Raw genomic sequence first — 22,295 nt, 5'->3', positions numbered from 1 at the left:
TACTAGTATATCGTTTTATTACTTATAAGTACACTTAAAAGTTACAAAGGTTCTTTCCAAAAATAGCAACTTTTTTCCAAGTTATATCCGACGTTGTCTAAACTCTCCACCACAAAATTGCACTCTTCGTTCTTACAAATACCGTAATAAACTTTTTGTCTAATCAATTCTTGAATGACACTATAGTTGCCTTCATAATTTGTTTCAAGTCGATCGAATAACTCTAAATACTCATTATTTAAAATAACTCCGTTTTTCTTACATTTTGGGCAAATCATTTCAATTTCTTTCTTGATTATCATAATGATACCATCTCCTTATTCTTGATAGTTTTAACTGTAAAATCAAAGTTTGATTCGAAATGAAGCTCTCTAAAATAATTATCTAGATCTCCATTAAGAATAATAATTTCGACAAACTCATTCTCCTTAAAGTGACTCAATTTAGTCGTGTAATAGTCGGTAATCTTTTGGGAATCAATCTTATCAATAAACCTATAAAATGCCCAATATGCCAAATCCTGCTTCCAAAAGTACGAAATTTCCTGCCCACTCTTTCTTAGTTGATATGCTATCAAATTATGAGCAAAGTCTGGTACTAAGCGGTCCCGTTCTAAATACGAACTAGCGCAGTCAGAAATATGCTCAATTACCCTATTAATAGTTCGAAAATGAAAATCTTCAAACCAAGCTAATTGAAATTTTTCCAGTAGCAGGCTGCTTTGTTCGTTATCCAAAGGAAATTTGATTTCCTTTCCATTAAAGTTATAGTAGTACTTGTTTTTATGTTGAATAACTTGATTTAAATTGATCTCGTATTCAACCCAAACAAGTATGACATCATATCGTTCATATAAAAGAAGTTTTAATTTCCAATCAATTGTTGGGTTATCGTCTATTTTAAGTTTATCTTTCAGTTCATCAATTTCTTTTTTTTGATCATACGTCAATTCCTTACGATTATATTGTCCAGATTCACCTTGATTCTTTTCTTCATCAATAGCCATATCAAGCTCCCATTTTTTTTGGGAACAAAAATTCACAATCTGAAACTTTAATTCCTCATGAGTTAGTTTTTCATAATCAATGTCGGTTAGTTCAAGAAACTGTTCAATTTTTTCTACTGATAATTCTTCCCAATTTAAAAGAATCTTGTTACATAAGACGTTCACATCAAATTTCTCAATATCATAATCTACATCTTCAAAATAGAATGTAATCATAAAAGCTCTTAACCATAGTTTCAATAAACTTTTATACGATGGTACAGATCCTACATGAACTTCCTTAAAAGTAATGTGTTTTTCTAATTTTCTCTTAACAGATTTAAACAAATCATTGTAGTGACGTTCTTTTACTTCCCAGTAACAGCACTTCATAGCATCTTGTTTAATATTTTCTCTGTATACATTATTCTTGAACTTATTGTAGTAATACATATTCTTTACGTAATTGTATTTGCCATCATCTCTCATCGAACTCGGTAAAATATCTGCGGCAATTAGCCATTGCTTTGCAGTCATTTGCCAATCTGAATATTCTTGATATTCCTTAACTTTAAACTCTTTTCTTTCAGTTCTTCCTATCATATAATTCCATAATAGAGCAGTTGCCTCATTTTGAAATTCTTTTACATTATGAATACCTGTACCAGAAAGTTTTACTAAGGATTTTTGCTTAATCTTACTACCTAGAATAATCGCTAACTCTTTCCCGCTAGTGCCTTCAACGCGTTGTACATAATCGTAGTCTTGACTAATTCGCTTTTCAATTTCTGACCATCGATAATGGCCATGCTTTTTTAAGTACGCTCGATCACCAACAGTAACGTATTTTTTATTCCTGTCAATATTGTTTTTAAAATCTTTCAAAGTCATTTTTCTTCCTGTTTTCCCCATAGACATCCCCTCATCTTACAGTTTTACGATGTTTAACGTCAAAAAAAGCACTAATTTTTAGGAACCTACTCCAGTAAAAACACTTCGTTTTTATACCTGTAATTATTAAAACCAATAATAATAAATAATTATAGGTATAGAAACGAAGTTGATCTGGATAACTAATCAACTTAAAAATAGAACAAGAAAACGCTCTTTACTTCGTAAAACCTCTTATTGGCACATAAAAACAACAGCATTTATTATACATGAAAAGTCCCTATTTTTCATTTTTGAACCTAACTAAAATTTAGTTTTAAAAGTCTTTTCCAAAAAAAGTCTTTTTTTATTTTCTTATTCAGAGTGCAGCTATGTATTAACAATAGAAATGGCATAACAATCTTAAAGGGCTCGAGCGAAGCGAGACCCTTTAAAGATGCCGTGGGGTATGGGAGCGGGCACGCCTCCCATCAAAGCAGAGCGTTACAAGCCAAGGGCTTGTTAGCGATTGCGCAGCGTTCTTTACCATCCCTACAGTGGAAAAATTGAGACAAGATAAATAAAAAAAGCTGATCAGTTTATGACCAGCTCAACTCACTATTATTATTAATGTTTATAAAATACTCATTTTACATAACAGATCTCAAACAATAACTATTCCTACTTGTTAGACAAAGTGTATCATGGTTCAATAACATCGATATTTTGACGTTTTTGAACCACGGTAATTGCTCTTGTTTCGCTTCCATAAAGAGATCTGAATTTATAGCCATATCACTCATATAGTTTCAAAGTTAATACAAAGATACTGTATTAAAAAATATTAGTAACATAGTCGAATGATTATAAAGAAGTTTCCCAGAAATCATACTCATATCCACTTACTCTGTTACTTTATCATTCTACAAACGCCAGGTAACTTGGACAAGCATGAATTAATTTACTATGCAACTTAATCTTTGTCTTTAGTATATAATCTTTCTTCCGCATCTTTTGGGATTATCCCTAAAAAGTAATCTTCAATTTTTCCCCAAAAAAAATCGGTATAGTTTTGGATTCTTTCTGATTTCAAACGTCCTTCCGCTTTATAGGTGAACAAATAGGTTAGCATTTCCACGCTCATACGGTGCCTTCTATGAACATCTTCAAGCAAATAATTTCGATAATGATCCCCAGTTTTTATTGCTTTTTCCAACGGATAAATCGAATTTATTCTAATATAGATTTGTGGGTTAAAGCCACTTGAAACTTCATAATCGAGGATATCCAGAGATTGGCCTAAACCTAAAACTAGAATTGCTTCATCAATACTAGAATTATCATTACCACGATAAAAGTAGACAGAGAGGATTTTACTATCTTCATAACGATTTCTACTTTCATGATAAAACTTAGACAGACCATATTTTATAGCATCAATAAATCGATCAATTTGACCAACAATTTTATACGAACTATTTCCATTCTTATCCGTTCTTTCATGGAAGAAACGTAATCCTTTGATCTTTCCAAAGTCAAAAACTGCATTAACAATAACTTGTGCTACTGATCTAGCTTTAAAAACATCCATGCTAGGAAAATCTTTTTGAATAAAAGAACCTAATTCTTTAATATTGAAGAATTTTTCGATTCGGCTCTTTTCTCTACAAAACCGTTCAAAAGAATTGAGTAATGCATTGTAGCTACTTACAATTTTACTATATTCTTTTTGATTAACACTTGGAACTGTGATTCCAGTTGCAAAAGTAAAGTGTTTAAAAATACTAGAATAGTCTAACTCCCTCCGCTTACTCTCATTAAACAGTGAAAACTTAAACTGTGGGAAAGTCATTTGTTTAAAATACTTTTCCCAAATCCCAGCAACATCAACAGAATATACATACTTATAGTTAGAATTTTCCAACTCACAAATTTTTGTAAAAAATGGCTTTAGCCTACTGTTCAGCAAAACTGATTCCGAGTGTTCCTTTACAAGTATTTGCTCATTACCAAACAACGATCTTGGTCTTGCAACAAAAGGCGAATACCCGATTTTCTTAGGAGAAGAAAAATCTTTTTCTATCATCAACATAACTGTTTTAATTTTATTATCCAGTGCTGTTGGATCATCCAAATCTTTTGAAAAGATATATCGAAATTCATCAGCATTAACAATCAAATTCCGACTTAAGCCCTTTGATTTATATATACTAATAATTTTTCTCATCACTTCAACGATCTGTTCTTTTTTGATTGCTCCCATACCTTGCAATTTATTTACTTCAGAAAAATCATTAGAGAGATAGTCGAACCAAGCATAGCCTTGTTTAACTAGACTATGATCCCGTGCTACTCGCCCTATTTCTTGTATATAATCTACGACATTTCCTGTTGGTGCAAAGTGATATACATTCGTTATATCTGGAATATCAATTCCCATACCAAAGGCTTTTGTCGCAAGAACAAAGCGAATATCCCCAGATTTAAAACTTTTAAGAACTTCATCCTTCTCTTCTTTGTCCATCGGTCCATAGTACATTCCTGTCACATCAGATATTGAAGGATCATTTAATTCTAAAAAGTTCTTAAACTCACGTAGTAATCTAACTGTAGGAAAGTACATTAATGTTTTTTGCCTCAATTTTTCGGCTCTTTTTAGATTGTCCCATGCAAGCTGATATTTTGCTTTTCGATAATCTTTCCCCGCTTTATTAAATGACTTACCAGAAGAATCAATGCACATAACAATATCATCCCGTTTGACCTTACCAAAATAGGCAATTGGTTTCTCCATATTCAAACTATCACGTGTATCCATATACATATCATCTTTTCCACCATATATTGCAGTAGCGGTAAAAGTTACAATTGGAAAGCGCTGTTTCTTTCTCAGTTTCGAAAGATAGATTCCTAAATACCAATAATCAGCTCGAAATGACTTTCCCCAGGTTGTTACAATATGCGCTTCATCAATAATTACTAAGCCAATTTTTCGTTCCCCAATCAGCATTGAAATATCAGATCGACTTTGTAGAGTTTCTGGTGAAAGATACAACAAGTCAATGCTACCTTCAGCGACATCGTTTAATATCTTATCCCGTTTATAAGGAGGTGTATTTGAATGGATTCTCGCTGCATTTTTAATTCCCCGTTTTTCCATCGATTCAACTTGATCATTCATCAATCCAATCAATGGGGAAATAATCAAAGTCAAAGGTTTCTCAGTTGAAAATCTTTCACGCATAAAGAGTGCTGGAATTTGAAACATGATTGATTTTCCTGAACCAGTGGCAGATGTAATATAAATATCCTGATAATCTTTGCCAGTAATTGCAGCATCAGCTTGATTAACAATGTCATCAATAATTTGAGCCTGTGAAATTAATACGGTCTTTAGATCCCGACTTTCAATGTTTAAGTACATTTCAAGTTCTTTAAATCCACTATATCCCCAATAACTTTTCAGAATCTCTAAATATTCTGGTAATCTTTTTATCTCTTTTCGCTTAATTGTTTTTTCTGTAAAAACAAAATTAACTCTTGGCGATATGACATTCTGAAGTATATTTATTCTACCAAGATAATTGTTGGATAATTCTCGAAAGTCAGTTGTTAAGATAAACTCTATTACTCCAGTATCTTTCTGCTTTGAAGTTAATAATTCTGTCAAATCCAAAAAAGGGAGCTCATCATCTGACAATTCAATAGAATAATCTGCAGTTAATATTTCCTCAGAAAACACTTGATCGTTGGAATTATATTCTTCTTCGTTTTCAAAAAGACTAACTACCTCTATTTCACCAGTATCTACCACATGATACGTAACATAATAACTATTTGTCTCAGATGAAAAGTCAATATCACCATAAAAGGTCGCTACACTCTCATATTCTCTTTGTTTTGATTCTTGAATCATTTCATCATTATCATAATAAAACCGAGTATAAATATCCTCAATATCTGATAACGTACCTCTATAAGGGAATTTCGTGAGATATAAGTTATTTTCAATAATTTTAATCTCAAACGCAATTGTTAAAATATTCTCTAAAACGCAATACTCTTCAAATGTTATCCAGAAAAACTCTGTACTTTTATTATTTTTAGAAATCATCTCAGAAAATGTCTTTGTTCGAACATAGTCCACATCGATTTTATCCAATGGGAAAAACAATGAAGAATCTACCAATCGAGTCCCAAAATCGACGGGAAGATATTCGTCGGGTATTCCCTTAAAAACGATGAGAAAAGGTTTTTCTTTCTCCCCAATGACAGCGCTCTCTATTCTGCTTCTAACTATTTCCTTCATATTTGCCATCATCAATACTATCCTTTCCATTCGTATAGTAATAATCACTTATCAATTCTCGATTAGCTCTTTTCTTTAGCTTTCGAATTGCCTTTGCCTCAATTTGCCGTATTCTTTCTCGAGTGACACCAAACATTTGCCCTATTTCTTCAAGAGTTTTTATCTCACCGTCTTTAAGACCAAATCTTAAATCAATAATTTTCCGCTCTTTTTCATTCAAATAATCCAATGTCTTTTCTAAATCTGACCTTAAAAAATCATGTTCAATGACTGTCTCAATATCATATTCATTATCTGGCAACATATCACCAATAGTGGTATCTCTATCAATACCAATTGGCATATCCAAACTAATTGTAGAAAGATAGGTATTTCGAAGAGCCACTAAATCATGGTACTGCTCTATCGAAATATTCATTTCTGCCGTAAGTAACGGGAGGTTTACCTCAAGTTTTTCATTTAATATTGTACTTTCAAGCCGTGTCAATTTATTAATTTTTTCTATTAGGTGAACTGGAAGTCTAACTGTTAGACTGGTATCCATAATCCCTCTACTAATTGACTGTCGAATCCAATGAGTGGCATAAGTAGAAAAAGCAAAGCCTTTCGATAAGTCAAATTTTTCAGCAGCCTTCATAAGGCCAAGCATACCAAATTGTTCTAGGTCATCCATATCAATTGAATTAGTCAACTGTCTCTTGTACCGTTGAGCAATTTTTAATACCAGACGTCGATTTGCTTCGACTAATGCGGCAAGAGAAGATTGATCATCATCTTCCTGAAAAGCTTCTATATAGTCATTATTATACAGAGAATCAACTTGAAGCTTTTGAGCTTTTAGTTTTTGTTGAAAATCATCGGATATCATTATTTCATCCAACGATCTGAACTCTTCATCATCAAACATTGAAAGATCTAGCTTAGATTCTAGGGAAGCTATGTCTCCAGTGTGCTCTAATTCAGAAATCAATTCATTTCTCAATTCTGATATAAAAATAGAGCTATCTTTTTTAAGATCCTCAGTAGTAATAATCTCAAAATTTATCTTTTTATCAGGGTACTTTCTCTGAAAAAATTGAATCTCTTGATTAATTGATTCATCAAACAATCCTCTCCCCCCACATCTCATCAAATTAAATAACTCCTACAACGATCCCGCCATCAACTCTGCTTGCTGCACAATCTTATCTACGGCCATCTTTTGCAAATCAGGTGGATAACCATACTTCTTCAACAATCTACGTACAGTTACACGCATTTTGGCACGGGCGCTTTCTCTAACTGACCAATCCACACTCATATTGTTTTTGATAGCAACTGTCAGTTCATGAGCAATAGCTTTTAGGGTCTCATCTCCCAAGACCTCTTTTGCTGTTTGGTGATCCGCTAAGGCATCATAAAAAGCAATTTCATCTTTTGAAAGGCCTAAATCTTCCCCACGTTGTAAAGCTTCACTCATTTCTTTAGCCATTTGAATCAGTTCTTCAATGACCTTAGATGTTTCAATTGTCCGTTTATTATACTTATCAATTGAGCCGTTCAGCATCTCTGTAAATTTCTTTGCTTGGACAAGATTTGTTCGCTGAACAGATTTTACTTTTCCACGCAACAAACGTTCCAAGAGTGTTACCGCAACATTCTTTTGTGGCAAAGCACGAACTTCAGCTAAAAATTCATCTGATAAAATGGACAAGTCAGGTTTTTCCAACCCTAGAGATTCGTAAATATCAACAACACCTTCTGCAACTACCGATTTTGAAAGGAGTTGTTTCAATTGTTCATCGACCTGTTTTTGAGTCGGCTTGCTGCCAGTAATATCCAACTTCATCAGCGCAACTTTAACAGCTTTAAAAAAAGCAATTTCAGCATTGATTTCTTGTGCAGCATCCTCAGTGGCGCACAGAGCATAAGCTTTTGACAATTCTGTTACCAGATCTTTGAAAAGCTTGGTTTGCTGCTTACCCAAGCCTAGAATATAATCCATTGTATTATTAAGCGTCTTCATTTTCACAGAAGCTTTCTCACTGTTGAAAGACTCATAGTCAATACCGTATAGCTGTTCTGTTATGAGATCATACTTTTCCAACATAATGTTCACGGCAGCCGCTACATCCACGCCTGCTTGTTCTTGATCGCTAGGAGTATACTCTTGCAACGCTTCCTTTAAACTATCGGCAATTCCAATATAATCGACAATCAAGCCGCCCTCTTTGTCTTTAAACACACGATTGACACGGGCAATCGCCTGCATCAAATTATGACCTTTCATCTGTTTATCAAGATACATGGTATTCATCGCTGGCACATCAAACCCTGTCAGCCACATATCTCGAACAATGACAATTTGCAGCGGATCATCATTATCCTTCATCCGATTCGCCAATTTCTCACGGCGAGCCTTATTGCCTATAAAGGGTTGCCAACTTTCGGGATCGCTAGAAGATCCAGTCATAACAATTTTGATTCGTCCTTTGTCGTCATCGTCTGAATGCCAGTTAGGACGTAACTTCACGATTTCTTTGTACAAGTCAATTGCGATTCGTCGAGACATGGTTACAATCATTGATTTTCCAAAAGAGGCTTTCTGACGTTCCTCAAAGTGTTCCACAAAGTCTTTAGCTAGAACTTCTAATCGAGATTGTGCTCCGGCCACTGCTTCAAGACGACTCCATTTACTTTTCGACTTAGAGACAACATAATCTTCTTGTTCTTCCATGATTTCGTCTACCATCGGATCCAGATTAGTCCCTTCAGGCAGTTTCAGTGGAATAATACGACTTTCATAATAGATTTTTACCGTTGCACCATCTGCAACCGCTTGTGTCATATCATACACATCCACATAATTGCCAAAAACGGCACGGGTAGACTTATCGGTACTGGCAATTGGTGTCCCTGTAAACCCGATATAAGAAGCATTTGGCAAGGCATCACGAAGGTATTTCGCATAACCATACTTCATCACATACTCGTTTTCTTCTGTTTGAGATAGCTTACCCGAAAAGCCATACTGACTGCGATGGGCTTCATCTGCCATTACGATTACATTTCTTCTCTCCGTCAGCGCAGCCATCTTTACCCCTTCCTCGGGTGAAAATTTCTGCATCGTGGTAAAGACGATACCACCTGCTTCAACAGATAGTAAGTTTCTTAGATCTTCACGATTTTCAGCCTGTTTTGGCGATTGTCGCAAGATCTCACTAGACTGACTAAACGTCAAGAAAAGCTGATCATCTAGATCATTTCTATCTGTCAGTACAACTATCGTAGGATTATCCAGCTCTTGTATCAACTTCCCAGAATAGAAAACCATCGATAAACTTTTCCCTGACCCTTGGGTATGCCAAACTACACCAATTTTCTGGTCTCCCTCAGTGGAAGCTGCTCGTTTCGTCTCGTCCACTGCCCGATTAACAGCATGGTATTGGTGATATGCTGCCAATATTTTAATGACCTCTCGACCATCGTCTTTGAACAGAATAAAATGATGAATCAAATCCAAAAGAACTGTTGGATTCAGCATTCCTTTGATCAAAACTTCTAGTTGAGTATGAGTCGTTCCTGTTTCATTGTGCCCATCCATGGTACGCCAAACCATGAAACGCTCTTCATTACTAGAGAGAGTTCCTGCCTTGGCATTAAACCCGTCACTGATTACCATAATCTCGTTAAAATTGAACAAAGTTGGAATGGATGATTTGTAAGTTTGCAACTGGTTAAACGCGTCACTGGTTCCCACATTCTCATTCGTCGCATTTTTTAACTCGATCACCACCAGAGGTAATCCGTTTACAAAAAGAATCACGTCAGGTCGCTTTTCCTTATCTCCTTCTTGAATAACAAACTGATTCACGGCGAGAAATTCATTATTCTCAGGATGTTCAAAATCAAACAACCATAACTTTTTCGTAACGTTGTTGATCCCCTCTCTGGCTTCAATATCGATGCCATCCGTAATATACTTATGAAAGGTTCTATTATTGACCATTAGTTTAGGATGCTGCGGAATCGTCACCTTGCGCACTGCTTCATCAATTACTTCCATCGTTACTTCTGGATTAATTGAAATTAATGCATTCTTTAGATTATCCACTAAGACAACATCATTGTAGCTCTTACGAGAAGATAGATCCCCGCCTGGTTCAAATTGTGAACCAGATAAAGCAATATAACCAACTTCTTCTAGCCATTCCAGGGCTGTTTCTTCTAGTTCTGCTTCAGTGAAACGGAAATCTGTCATTTTGCACCTCCTTAGTTTATCTCTACTTATATTGATTTGTTATTCAAAAGAATTGATATCACTTAGCATAGTAAGGATATCTATCATATCTTTCATCACATAATTTTCGCTTTCTCCCTCAAATGAAGAATCATCCACCTGGGTAATATACTGATAGATTTTTTCTGCTTCTACTTCAAAGTCGAAAGGATTATCCTCATTTTCTTTTCCAAAGTTTCTTTTACCAAAAAATTCACGATCTGTAAAATTATTTTTTTGACAAAAAGCAAATTGTATTTACATAACGATATTGGAGACTAAACTTATTCGAAAACTTATATCTTAAATACTCTTTTACATCTACGGGAGGTAAAGTAAATTCAAAAAAACGATTCAAATATTTATATCCATCAAACTCCTGTCCATAAATTAGTTTGATAGTTTGGATGAGCTCAGTCTTGTTACTTGCAAAAAGAAACACTATATTATCTGAATTAAATAAATGCTTAATCACTTCTAAAAGTTCAACAGAATACGATGGTTTACACCGATCTAATTCATCAATTATAATTAGTAAATTCTTATTCAATGATTCCACTATTAGTTTCAACAATTCCTCAATTGCTTGCTTTCTTTTTTTAGTAGAGGTTATTGGTTTAGTGATATCCTCTTTATCAGTTTTGAAATCAGACAGTTCTATCAAACCACCTGATATTTTTTCAAAACTATATTACCACCTAGAATACCCGCAGAGTTCAAAAGACTATTGAAGTGACTGGTATTCTCTTGGACTTGATACTCTCTTTGATCTACTTCACTAAATTTTATTAGTAATTGAAATACTAAGGATTCCAGTGGCGATTCATACAAGTCATTCTTCCAAGCATTATAACAAAACACTTCATATTTTTCCTTGAAATTATCGATTAGATTAGGAGGCATTTTTTCAACAATAGTTGGTGAAAATTCATAATGATTTTGATTGATATATTCTAGTTGTTTTAAAAAAATAGATTTTCCAGTTCCCCAGCCACCATCGGGATTCAAAACCATTTGACCTTCAATATTGTTTAAGAAATTGATCAATACTTTCAAATTTTTATTTCAATTTAATGAGTCTATCTCCAGCAACTTTCTGATTGCATCATCATTATTACTATCAACCAACATCTACTTTCTTCAAAAAATCAAACATCCACTTCGCCGGAAATAAGTTTGGGTAATAAGAGATTTCTCTGTTTTATTAACAATAAAGACTGTTCTTCTATATTTCGTACTTTTTCAAAAATACTTAAAATTAAATTTTCGAAATCAACTAATACTTTCTCTGTAGGAACTAGAATTGGCATAGCTTTAATTATTTTTGAATTTACTGCTTGAGCTATTGAAGATGTATTTCCAAGATTAGCAAATTTGAACTGCTTTAGGTATAAATATAAATACTGATAAGGAACTTTGGGTTCTTTAAACTGCGCTATAGCTTCATTTGTTACCATATCACTATTAGTAATGTTTACGCGGCCTAAAGTTAATTTAAAACTTAAAATAACTGTGTTTTTCGGTACAATGTTTATGTTGAACTTATTTATCGCGGATTCCACTAAGTTTTCCTTTGTCCTTAAAGCAAAAATATTATTCTTGCCCATATCTGCAATTGAAATCCACTTAATTCCATCTTGATTAGAGAACCATTTACTCTCTTTTCTAGGAGGTGTCTTACCGATTTTTATATTAGCAATTTTTTTTGCTTCTTTCACTTCCCACCCCTCAGGTATTTCCCCTAACTCACTATCCACCATCTTACCACCGCTGGATTTATAGGGATTCCCATTTTCATCAGGAAACTCAAAATCAACAAACCAGCGCTTGAATAGGGTCGCTGCTAACTCCTCCAACGTAGCAATCATTTGATTATTGAGTTCGATTTTAGAATCAAGAATATACAAGATATTTGAAATTTTCTTCTGAGTTTCCAGATTGGGTATATCAATAAATAGTCGTGAAATCATTTCATTGTTTAAACTTGCTCTAGTAGACATTGTTGTCATTGCGATAATTTGATTTCTAAAAAAAGGACTTCTCATATAGTAAGCTAGATATTTTATATCAAATAACTCTTCATATTTTTGTTTAAGTCTCAACCTTTTACTGAAGCCATTAAACGTTGCTTTAGGATAATCCTTCAGTGCAATGCTACTCATACCTAATTCATCAAATTTTTCTGATGTCCTTGTTAAAAATAAATCTCCTTTTTTTACAGAGAACTTTTGCTGCTCTACTTCATTAGTCTGAACTAATTGAGTCAATTTTTTTGGTAAAAATGTATTATCAAAAACTTCTTTAAAAGAAACAAATGGATTCCCAGTACCAAACTCACCTTTTTTTTTGGAGAGACCTGAAGATACACTAAAAATCTCTTCAAAACTATATCTCATATCCTATCCCTCCCAGAGCTTTTCTTATTTCTTCTTCCAACTCATGAGATTTAGCAAATTGTTCTGAAAGTGTTGTCGTCAATCGTTCCATTTTTTCTTCAAATGGTTCGCTGTCTTCTTCTTCAGCAGCTAATCCAACATAGCGTCCTGGAGTTAGGATATAGTCTTGTTTCTGAACTTCTTCTAGGCTTGCTGCTTTACAAAAACCAGCTACATTTTCATACGCTTGATCATTCGTACCTTTCCAGGCGTGATAAACATCTGCTACCTTTTCAATATCTTCAGAGCTAAACTCTTTATGGGTTCGATCAGCCATAAAACCTTCTTTTCGGGCATCAATGAACAGAATTTCACCACGATGATCACGTTCATTGAGCTTAGCTTTTGACTTCGTTGTAAACCATAAACAGACTGGAATCTGAGTGGAGTAAAACATTTGTCCTGGTAATGTAACGATGCATTCCACAATATCTTCATCTACAAGATTTTTACGAATAGCCAATTCAGCTTGTTGACTAGTCGACATACTGCCGTTTGCTAAAACAAACCCAGCAGTTCCCTCTGGTGCCAATTTTGATACCATATGTTCAATCCATGCGTAGTTGGCATTACCTACTGGTGGAACTCCATATTTCCAACGAGCATCTTCTGTAAGCTTTTCACCACCCCAATCGCTAATATTGAATGGTGGATTTGCAAGAATATAGTCAGCCCGCAATCCCTTGTGCAAGTCATTATGAAAAGTATCCGCATTATGTGGCCCAATATTGCCATCAATTCCACGGATTGCCAAATTCATCTTACATAATTGCCAAGTGGTAGGATTTGACTCTTGACCATAGATCGAAATATCGCCAATTTTCCCTTGATGTTCTTCGACAAACTTTTCAGATTGGACAAACATCCCACCAGATCCACAACAGGGGTCATAAATTCGCCCCTCATAAGGTTCCAGCATGGCTACCAACAAACTAACGACTGAACGTGGCGTATAAAACTCTCCGCCACCTTTACCTTCAGCGCTTGCAAATTTGCTTAGGAAATATTCGTATGTTCTCCCTAATACGTCTGTACTTCGACTCGCTTTGTCTCCAACTTTGATATTGGTAATCAAATCAATGGTTTCCCCTAGACGTACTTTGTCTAGTTGTGGTCGTGCATAATTTTTAGGTAGGACATTTTTAAGAGTGGGATTTTCTTTTTCAATCTCAATCATGGCATTATCGATAATCTGACCAATTTCTGGTGATTTTGACTTCTTATTGATATTTGACCAACGTGCATCTTTTGGTACCCAAAAAATATTTTCTGCCAAGTATTCGTCTTTGTCTTCAGGATCAGCATATTCGTCCTGAGATAGTTCTGCATGTTTTTCCTCAAAACTATCTGATACATATTTCAGGAAGATCAATCCTAAAACAACATTTTTATATTCAGAAGCATCCATGCTTCCACGTAACTTATCAGCCGTTAACCACAGCTGTTCTTCAATTTTTAATTCTGCTGAAGCCATAAAATAAATTCTCCTAGTCTATAATAATGTATTCCACGATACTATTTTATCATTAAAAAGACGATTTGTTGTTATGAACCAACAAATCGTCTTTTTAATGATAAGCTATCTTTTTTTATTCTTCGGAATATTTGGTACTACTTTCAACTTTTCTTTAATTGCTTGCGAACAAACTTCTGTCAGCGGTTGTCCAATTGCTTCTCTGTAATTAAAACCAAGTAACTGCATCGTTTTCAAAGTATCTTTATTTAGCAGTTCAATTAAGGTATCAATTGAAAATTTCACTTCATCTGTTTGGGGAGAAAATGCAAATAATATTTTAATAGCTCCTCGCAAAGTTTTCTGAAGATACTCAATGTCCTCGTCACTGATTGTAACTTGCTCATAGGCTTCTTTATATTTTGTAGCAAGTAAAATTGAATTATTTTTATCTTCTAGCAATTGATTAATGATTTCCTCATATGCTACTGAACGACTTTGTAAATCTTTTTTCTCTTTTGCTAATCTTATTTTATCTCCGACATAATCAACTGTATTTCGGGAAAGTACATCTGCTAAAGAGACTCCTAAGCCAATTAATGCTGTATCCATCCACTTCTCCTCCTTTATTTTATAATTAGATTATAAATTAAAAAAGCGGCACAATCAAGAACGTACGTTCGCTTTATTTCAAATTCATCAACGTACTTGTCTTAATAGATTTCTCGATAAAGTCATCACTTCTTAGACTGCTTAAATATTTCTGAGTCGTATTAATTTCACTATGTCCCATGTTCAAGCTAATTGTAAAAATATCCAAACCATTGCGTACCTGCATACTGGCATACGTATGACGAAATGTATGGGGATGTACGGACTTTCTTATCCCTGTCTGATTTAATAATCCTCTTAGAATTTCCCAGATGGCTTTTTTATTCAAACGTCGCTGTTGATAACTCACTATAAAAGCTTCTTGATCTTCTCCATGATACTTTTTCTTTTTTATCCGCTTGTACTTAATCAATTCTTTCTTCAGGACAGGACTAATCGCGACAGCACGGTCTTTATTATTCTTTGAATTACGAATAATAATTTGCTTATCTAAAACGTCTTGATTGTTAATTCCCACAACTTCACTTATGCGCAAACCACAATCCACCATTAGCATCAAAATGACAACATTTCGTTGCGCCAGTAAAGGATAGCGATGTTTTTTAGCTGCTACAATGAGCTCTTTAATCTCATTGTCCGTCAAGATACTCACAATTTTCTTTTGTTCTGGTAAGGGACGAATACGCACAGGATTTTCTTGAACCAAGTTTTCTTCAACAAGATAATCAAATAGCTTCTTCAAGCGACTAATATTAATATTGATGGTGCTTGCTTGATAGTCCCTTTCCTGATAATGCAAGATTAAGCGTTTCACATCGGTTGTTCGTAATTCTAGAATTTGGATATGTTTTTCGGTAAAGTAGTCTGCGATATTTTTCAATTTACTTCGATAATTTTTAATCGTTATTTTGGAGAACCCACGAATAGTAATGTCCAAACAAAACTCTTCTATTCCTTCATTCCAGTCCATTAAAATAACCCCTTTTCCATCAAATTCTGATAGAAAAGAGGTTATAAACCATCCAATAGTCAGCATTTATTTGAAGTAATTCTCAATTTAACATCCCATAAACACTGTTAAATCACCGTTCCTTACATCAAACTCTTCAACTTCACATCGGGGTACTTATCGGCAAACCAGCGTTCTGCAAATTGGTTTTCAAATAAGAATAGTGGTTGGTCAAATCGATCTCGCGCCAAAATATTTCGCGAGGAGCCCATTTTTTCATCCAATTGTTCTGGATCAATCCAACGGGCGATTTTGTGTCCCATTGGTGTCATCACCACTTCAGCGTTGTATTCGTTTTTCATCCGGTATTGGAAAACTTCAAATTGCAATTGCCCAACTGCGCCAATTACATACTCATCAGTTAAGTACGTCCGATACATTTGAATTGCACCTTCTTGCACTAGCTGCTGAATACCTTTATGGAAAGATTTTTGCTTCATCACATTTTTTGCTTGAACTTTCATAAATAACTCTGGTGTAAATGACGGCAATTCTTCATAAGCCACTTTTAACTTGCCTTCATAAAGGGTATCGCCAATTTGATAATTACCAGTATCATAGACCCCGATAATATCGCCGGCTACAGCTTCTTGGATATTTTCTCTAGCATCAGCCATAAATTGCGTTACATTACTTAACTTCATTTTTTTACCAGTACGCTCTAAAGTAATGTCCATGCCTCGTTCAAAAGTGCCAGAACAAATCCGAACAAAAGCAATCCGGTCACGGTGGGCAGGATTCATATTCGCTTGAATTTTGAAGACAAAACCAGAAAATTCTGGTTCATAAGGGCTAACTTCATCACCTGATTGTGTTTTATGAGCATAAGGTGATGGGGCAAATTCTAAAAATGTCTCTAAGAAAGTTTGGACACCAAAATTGGTCAAAGCAGAACCGAAGAAGACTGGCGTTTGTTCCCCGTTGGCAATTTTTTTGCGGTCGAAACTATCTCCTGCTTCTTTGACTAGCTCTACTTCTTCTAAAACTTGCTCGTATTGCCCGCTCCCTCTAAAAGGATGGTCGGCAGGAATTTCACCATCTTGATCTAAAGGAATTAAACGTTCACCACCATAATTTTCAGGACGATACAGTTCAATCCGTTCATTATAAATGTCATACAGTCCTTCTAAGCCTTTTCCCATCCCAATCGGCCAATTCATTGGGTAAGATTCAATTTGTAATAAGTCTTCTAATTCTTCTAATAATTCCAGTGGTTCTCGGCCGTCACGGTCCAACTTATTAATGAAAGTAAAAATTGGAATTCCCCGTCTTTTGACAACTTGGAATAGTTTTTTTGTTTGGGCTTCAATCCCTTTGGCGCTATCAATTACCATGACAGCACTATCAACTGCCATCAATGTTCGATAAGTATCTTCAGAAAAATCTTCGTGCCCGGGCGTATCTAAAATATTTACCCGTTTATCATCATAGTCAAATTGCATCACTGAACTGGTTACAGAAATCCCCCGTTGTTTTTCAATTTCCATCCAGTCAGATTTAGCAAAATTACCGGTCTTTTTACCTTTGACGGTTCCGGCTTGGCGAATTGCGCCACCAAAAAGTAATAATTGTTCAGTAATTGTCGTTTTCCCAGCATCCGGGTGGGAAATAATCGCAAATGTTCGACGACTATCGACTTCTTTTCTTAAATTTGGATTATCCATTATGTTCTCCTTTGGTTCATTAAATTAAAAATGGCTTTAACCATTAACTTGATTTTTTTTATCTAAAACAACTATGCTAGTATAGCACGGATTGAAAATTTCATAAATGATAAAAAAAGGATGTGCTAAAATTTCAGCACATCACTTCCTTACTTAACGTCTTGGTTCATCATCTTCAAATTCTTTACGAAAATGACGACGTTCTTCTTCTGGTTCAACTTCAATTTCAGGATCATGGAAAATAACGCGTATTTTTAACACTCGAGATCCTTCCATCTCTTCTGAAATCAGCGTTAGGTTATCTACTTTAAAGGAAAGTTTTTCACCTTCATCTGGAATTGTCCCTAGTGCTGTAATTAAATAACCCGCCATTGTATCTACGTCACTCATATGCAGATCCGTATCAAAAGCTTCGTTAAATTCATCGATTAACATCCGCCCTTGGATAATGTATTCATGGTCATTTACTTTTTCATACAGCTTTTCGACTTCATCTGTTTCATCGTCAATTTCACCGACGATTTCTTCTAATAAGTCTTCTAAAGTAACAACCCCAACCATCCCGCCATACTCATCTAAAAGAATCGCCATTTGGTTACGGGTTTTTTTCAATTCGTATAATAAGTCATCGATAAAAACTGTTTCTGGGACAAATAAAGGCTCTTGTAAAATCTTGTGCATATCAATATTTTCAAAACCAAATTGATACGCCGCTTTTAACAGATTTTTCGTATGCAAGACACCAATTACTTTGTCTTTATCTTCATTATAAACTGGAATACGAGAATAATTTTCTGACAGTACTTCGGTTACGATATCGCCAATTGGATCATTAATATCTACCATAAATGCGTCTGTACGTGGCACCATCACTTCACGGGCGACTTTTGTATCCAAAGAAAAAACGCCTTGCAGCATTTCTAATTCGTCTTCTTCTAAAACGCCTTCTGTTTCTAACATATAACGCATTTCGTCTCGCGTCATTTTCGAATCTTCATCGTCAAAATCCATTGGCGTAATTTTAGCCAAAAGACTCGTTGAAGCTGATAATAACCAAACGAATGGTTTTGCAATGGTTCCAATTACACGGATTACACCAGAAGTAAAGGTCGCCACTTCTTCTGATTTATTTAAAGCAATTCGCTTAGGATACAATTCACCAAAAACGATTGATACGTAAGTTAAAATTGCTAAAACAATAATATTGGCAATGCTTTTAGCGGCGGCTCCGCCACCTAAAACAGGTGCTAGACGACTGGATAGTGTGTCGGCTAAAGACGCCCCAGATAAAATATTGACTAATGTGATCCCCACTTGAATCGTAGATAAAAAATTCGTTGGGTTTTCCAATATTTTCAATAACTTTTGCGACTTGACATTGCCTTCTTCAGCTTTTTGCTCCACCCGGTTTTTGTTAATTGAAACAACGGCAATTTCCGATGCTGCCAAAAAGGCATTAATTAACGTTAAAACAATTAGTAATAAAAACTGGGCGATCAGCGACTGACTCTCGGGGTCAGAATTCATAATTTCTTTCTCTCCTTATATTTTCATGTTTAAATAGAAAAAAAGCGTGGTACTTACCACGCTAAAATCGTATCACAAAGGTAAATTCTTTGCAATAAAAACCACACTACTCTATTTTTTGCCCTTCATCTTTTGTTACGGGAACTTCTGCTACTTTTTTATCTTCTTTAATAAGTTTGACAATAAAGGTAACCAAAACACGGCAGACGGCATAAAAAGGCACGCCTAAGAAAATTCCTAATAGACCGGCAATATTTCCCGCCACTAACAACACTAAAATAATTGTTAAAGGATGAATGGCTAATGTTTTACCGATTACATTCGGATAAATGATATTGCCATCTAGTTGTTGGACGATTAAAACCACGACACAACATAATAATGCTTTTAGCGGTGAATCAAAGACTGTAACTAAAACAGCCGGCATCAAACCCAAATAAGGTCCAAGGTAAGGTATCAAATTCGTAACACCGGCGATAACGCCAAATAAAAAGGCGTAATCGACCCCAATAATTAGATAACCGATAAAAGTAAAAGTCGCCACAAAAACACATTCAATCGCTTGACCACTAATATATTTAGATAAGGTATAATTCAATTTCCCTAACAAATCAACAATTTGTTCGCGGCGATTTTTAGGAAAGAAGCGTTCAATGTTTGGCACCAAACGATTGCCGTCTTTTAACATATAAAATAAAATAAACGGTGCAGTTACAATAATCATTGTTGCATTGGCTACTTGACCGACAATTGAGCCGATACTGTTTGATAAACTACTTAAGAAACGTTGAATGATATTCCCATATGAAATATCTAATTTATCAAACTGGGCTTGTAAGTCAATTTGTTTGAAAAATGGACTTTGGGCCATTTCTCTAATCCACTTTTCCACACTGGCGATAAAAGATGGCGTACTCTCTGCTAAAGAACTAATCTGGCTAACCAGACTTGGAATCACGCTACCAATCAATAAGACCAGTGCACCAATTAAAAGTAGAAAAACTAAGATGATGCCGTAAATACGTTTTAATTTGACTCTTTTTTCCAATAAGTTCACAATTGGATTTAACAAATAATATAAAAAGCCAGCAATTAATACTGGAGCAAAAAGAGTAGAAAAAAAGGTACCGATAGGTTTAAAAATAAAATCAATTTTAGTTGAAACAAAAATCAAAGTAGCTAAAATCAGCAACTCCAGCGACCAAAACATGATTTTTGAATTCTTTAGTTTGTCTAACAAGCGAACACTCCTTTGTCTAAACAAAACAGTTTACAATTTGGTGATTCTGTTTTAATTTTAGTTGTTACTAATCTTATCAAAAAATAACTAGATTGCAAACTTAAAGCAAGCAAGTTTGCCGATTATTTGGCAATAATCAAAAAAATAATGAAAGAAGGCGATTTTTTTGCGCATACTCCAAACTCGTGACACAATGAGTGACATTTATTTAGCGGCAGTAAAAATTAGGAATCAAGTTTTTGTCAAAGAACAAAACGTACCGCTATCTGTTGAAATCGATGAAAATGAAGCCTATGCTGTTCACTTTGTTTTATATGACGATAAAAAAGTACCATTGGCGACAGTTCGACTACTACCGATAAATGATGAAATTGTAAAAGTCCAGCGAATGGCCGTTTTAAAAGAAGATCGGGGCAAAGGTCTCGGTAAAAAATTACTAAAAGGTGCCGAAGATTTTGCCAGAGAACACGATTTTAAAGAAATTACCTTAGGAGCACAATGGCAAGTTCGTGATTTCTACCATAAATTAGGGTTTATCCCCCAAGGAGAACCTTTTTATGAAGCGGGTATAAAACATATTACGATGACAAAAAAATTGGCTGAATAGTTAGATTTCAAAAAGAAGATGAAGTTGTAATAGAGGGGGTTAGCTTCAACGAATAAGTTGAAATTTGCGAAAGTTGCTTTTCAAATTTTTGTAAAATTCCAGCTCATTTAAAAAGAATTTATTACTTTAAAACTGTTTACATCAAAAAATGGAGAGCTTGTGATAGAGGCGACCAGCTTCAAAAAATAAGACGAAATTTGCGAAAGTTGCTTTTCAAATTTTTGAGAATTCCGTCTTATCTAAGAAGAAGCTACTTTTGTCACAACGTTTATTCTAAAAAAGAAGCTGTGATGATAATTTTATCACAGCTTCTTTTTTGGTTTCTATTTGTTTAAACTCTCCACATAAGCACGTACACCTGTTGCAATTCCATTCGCTACATTCGCTTGAAAATCTGTTTGCTTCAATAGCGCTAAATCACGATCACTATTCAAATAACCTAACTCCAATAATAGACTAGGACGATTGGACTGACGTAAAACAAAATAATTACCTACTCGAATGCCATTATTATTTAAAGAAAGATTTTGGTCAAGAGCATTATTTAAAATTGTTGCCACTTCTTTATCTTCTTGATAGTAGTAATAAGTTGTTTGCCCATCCATGCCATTATCATAGTCGTATTTATCATAATGCAGACTGATAAATAAATCGGCATCTTCTGCCATAGCTTTTTTAGTAATGGTACTTAACTCAAGGTACTCATCTTTAGTACGGGTATATACAACTGTTACGCCTAGCTTTTCTAAAGCCGCACCTACTTTTTTTACTGTTTGTAGCGTCAACTCTTTTTCAATTAAAGTCCCGTCTTCACTTTCAGCGCCGGTATCAACCCCGCCGTGTCCGGCATCTAATACTACTTTAAATTGGGCTAATGTTGGCTTTACTTTACGAGAACTGGTTGCAATCTCGGTATTTTCTTTTTTGAGCCAACCGATTTTCCCTTCATTGGTGTTTATTTTTATCCAGTCACCTTGCGTTACCAAATAAAGCCCCCACTCACCACGATACAATTTTGTAACTGTTTCGCTCTTTTCATCTGGTTCTTTTTTTAGCAAAACATAATCATTATCTGTTTCTGCCACCGTGCTGTATAAAGACGGATCAACGTAAACTTGAACTTTTTTACTGGTGACGGTCAAAGGGTTCGTTTGATCAACTGTCAAAACCGAAGGCTGTTCTTTTTTCTCTACGGTTTCTTTTGTGGCGTCGCTTTTTAATTCACTCTGCCAAATAACCCCTGCTATACTTATTAGACTAACGGCTAAAATAATAAATCCTAACTTAGTTTTTGTCTTCATTTCTTATCCAACCTGTATTTTATTT

At 34.9% G+C, this 22,295-nt stretch carries 16 protein-coding genes; 1 reads left to right on the top strand and 15 read right to left on the bottom strand.

The features are described 5' to 3' along the window. Window positions 1-41: 41 nt before the first annotated feature. From IGI65_RS07815 to IGI65_RS07750, 14 genes are all read right to left on the bottom strand, one after another. Complete coding sequence (locus IGI65_RS07815; protein ID WP_438773791.1) at window positions 42-302, bottom strand: hypothetical protein; 261 nt, start codon at window positions 300-302, stop codon at window positions 42-44. Next, window positions 299-1,897: a hypothetical protein gene (locus tag IGI65_RS07810; protein WP_438773790.1), complete on the bottom strand. Its 1,599-nt coding sequence runs from the start codon at window positions 1,895-1,897 to the stop codon at window positions 299-301. Before IGI65_RS07810 ends, IGI65_RS07815 begins: the two co-directional genes overlap by 4 nt. A 931-nt stretch (window positions 1,898-2,828) precedes the next feature. Then, a complete protein-coding gene (locus tag IGI65_RS07805) occupies window positions 2,829-6,176 on the bottom strand; it encodes a helicase-related protein (protein ID WP_438773788.1) in 3,348 nt (1,115 codons plus the stop codon). After that, window positions 6,148-7,272 (bottom strand): sigma-70 family RNA polymerase sigma factor, encoded by a 1,125-nt coding sequence (locus IGI65_RS07800; protein WP_438773787.1) that lies wholly within the window; start codon window positions 7,270-7,272, stop codon window positions 6,148-6,150. Before IGI65_RS07800 ends, IGI65_RS07805 begins: the two co-directional genes overlap by 29 nt. Window positions 7,273-7,308: 36 nt before the next feature. Further along, window positions 7,309-10,404 carry a type I restriction endonuclease subunit R gene (locus IGI65_RS07795; RefSeq protein ID WP_438773786.1) on the bottom strand — a complete coding sequence of 1,032 codons (3,096 nt, stop codon included), beginning with the start codon at window positions 10,402-10,404 and terminating at the stop codon, window positions 7,309-7,311. A 247-nt stretch (window positions 10,405-10,651) separates the two neighbouring features. Further along, a complete protein-coding gene (locus IGI65_RS07790) occupies window positions 10,652-11,086 on the bottom strand; it encodes a P-loop NTPase fold protein (protein WP_438773785.1) in 435 nt (144 codons plus the stop codon). Beyond that, window positions 11,083-11,478 (bottom strand): P-loop NTPase fold protein, encoded by a 396-nt coding sequence (locus IGI65_RS07785; protein ID WP_438773784.1) that lies wholly within the window; start codon window positions 11,476-11,478, stop codon window positions 11,083-11,085. Before IGI65_RS07785 ends, IGI65_RS07790 begins: the two co-directional genes overlap by 4 nt. A 92-nt stretch (window positions 11,479-11,570) precedes the next feature. Continuing rightward, window positions 11,571-12,818 carry a restriction endonuclease subunit S gene (locus tag IGI65_RS07780; protein WP_438773783.1) on the bottom strand — a complete coding sequence of 416 codons (1,248 nt, stop codon included), beginning with the start codon at window positions 12,816-12,818 and terminating at the stop codon, window positions 11,571-11,573. Beyond that, window positions 12,808-14,331 carry a type I restriction-modification system subunit M gene (locus tag IGI65_RS07775; RefSeq protein ID WP_438773782.1) on the bottom strand — a complete coding sequence of 508 codons (1,524 nt, stop codon included), beginning with the start codon at window positions 14,329-14,331 and terminating at the stop codon, window positions 12,808-12,810. Before IGI65_RS07775 ends, IGI65_RS07780 begins: the two co-directional genes overlap by 11 nt. Before the next feature lie 105 nt (window positions 14,332-14,436). Further along, window positions 14,437-14,922, bottom strand: coding sequence for a hypothetical protein (locus tag IGI65_RS07770; protein WP_438773781.1), 486 nt, complete (start codon window positions 14,920-14,922; stop codon window positions 14,437-14,439). Between the two features lie 73 nt (window positions 14,923-14,995). Continuing rightward, entirely contained in the window at window positions 14,996-15,892 is an 897-nt protein-coding gene (locus IGI65_RS07765) for a tyrosine-type recombinase/integrase (protein ID WP_438773779.1), read from the bottom strand. Between the two features lie 122 nt (window positions 15,893-16,014). Then, window positions 16,015-17,595, bottom strand: a complete 1,581-nt coding sequence (locus tag IGI65_RS07760) for a peptide chain release factor 3 (RefSeq protein ID WP_438773778.1) — start codon at window positions 17,593-17,595, stop codon at window positions 16,015-16,017. A gap of 153 nt (window positions 17,596-17,748) precedes the next feature. Next, window positions 17,749-19,122, bottom strand: a complete 1,374-nt coding sequence (locus tag IGI65_RS07755; RefSeq protein WP_071864766.1) for a hemolysin family protein — start codon at window positions 19,120-19,122, stop codon at window positions 17,749-17,751. 106 nt (window positions 19,123-19,228) lie between these two features. Further along, entirely contained in the window at window positions 19,229-20,362 is a 1,134-nt protein-coding gene (locus IGI65_RS07750; RefSeq protein ID WP_438773776.1) for an AI-2E family transporter, read from the bottom strand. 166 nt (window positions 20,363-20,528) lie between these two features. Between IGI65_RS07750 and IGI65_RS07745 the strand changes: the two genes are divergently transcribed. Further along, window positions 20,529-20,969: a GNAT family N-acetyltransferase gene (locus tag IGI65_RS07745; protein WP_438773775.1), complete on the top strand. Its 441-nt coding sequence runs from the start codon at window positions 20,529-20,531 to the stop codon at window positions 20,967-20,969. A 323-nt stretch (window positions 20,970-21,292) separates the two neighbouring features. Here IGI65_RS07745 and IGI65_RS07740 read toward each other — a convergent pair whose 3' ends face one another. Then, window positions 21,293-22,270, bottom strand: coding sequence for an N-acetylmuramoyl-L-alanine amidase (locus IGI65_RS07740; protein WP_438773774.1), 978 nt, complete (start codon window positions 22,268-22,270; stop codon window positions 21,293-21,295). Window positions 22,271-22,295 lie beyond the last annotated feature (25 nt).

This window comes from Enterococcus sp. DIV0755b (assembly GCF_051713765.1).
Taxonomy (GTDB): Bacteria; Bacillota; Bacilli; order Lactobacillales; family Enterococcaceae; genus Enterococcus_C; species Enterococcus_C canintestini.
The sequence above is the reverse complement of the archived record's forward strand: the minus strand, read 5'-3'. Positions and strand labels throughout refer to the sequence as shown.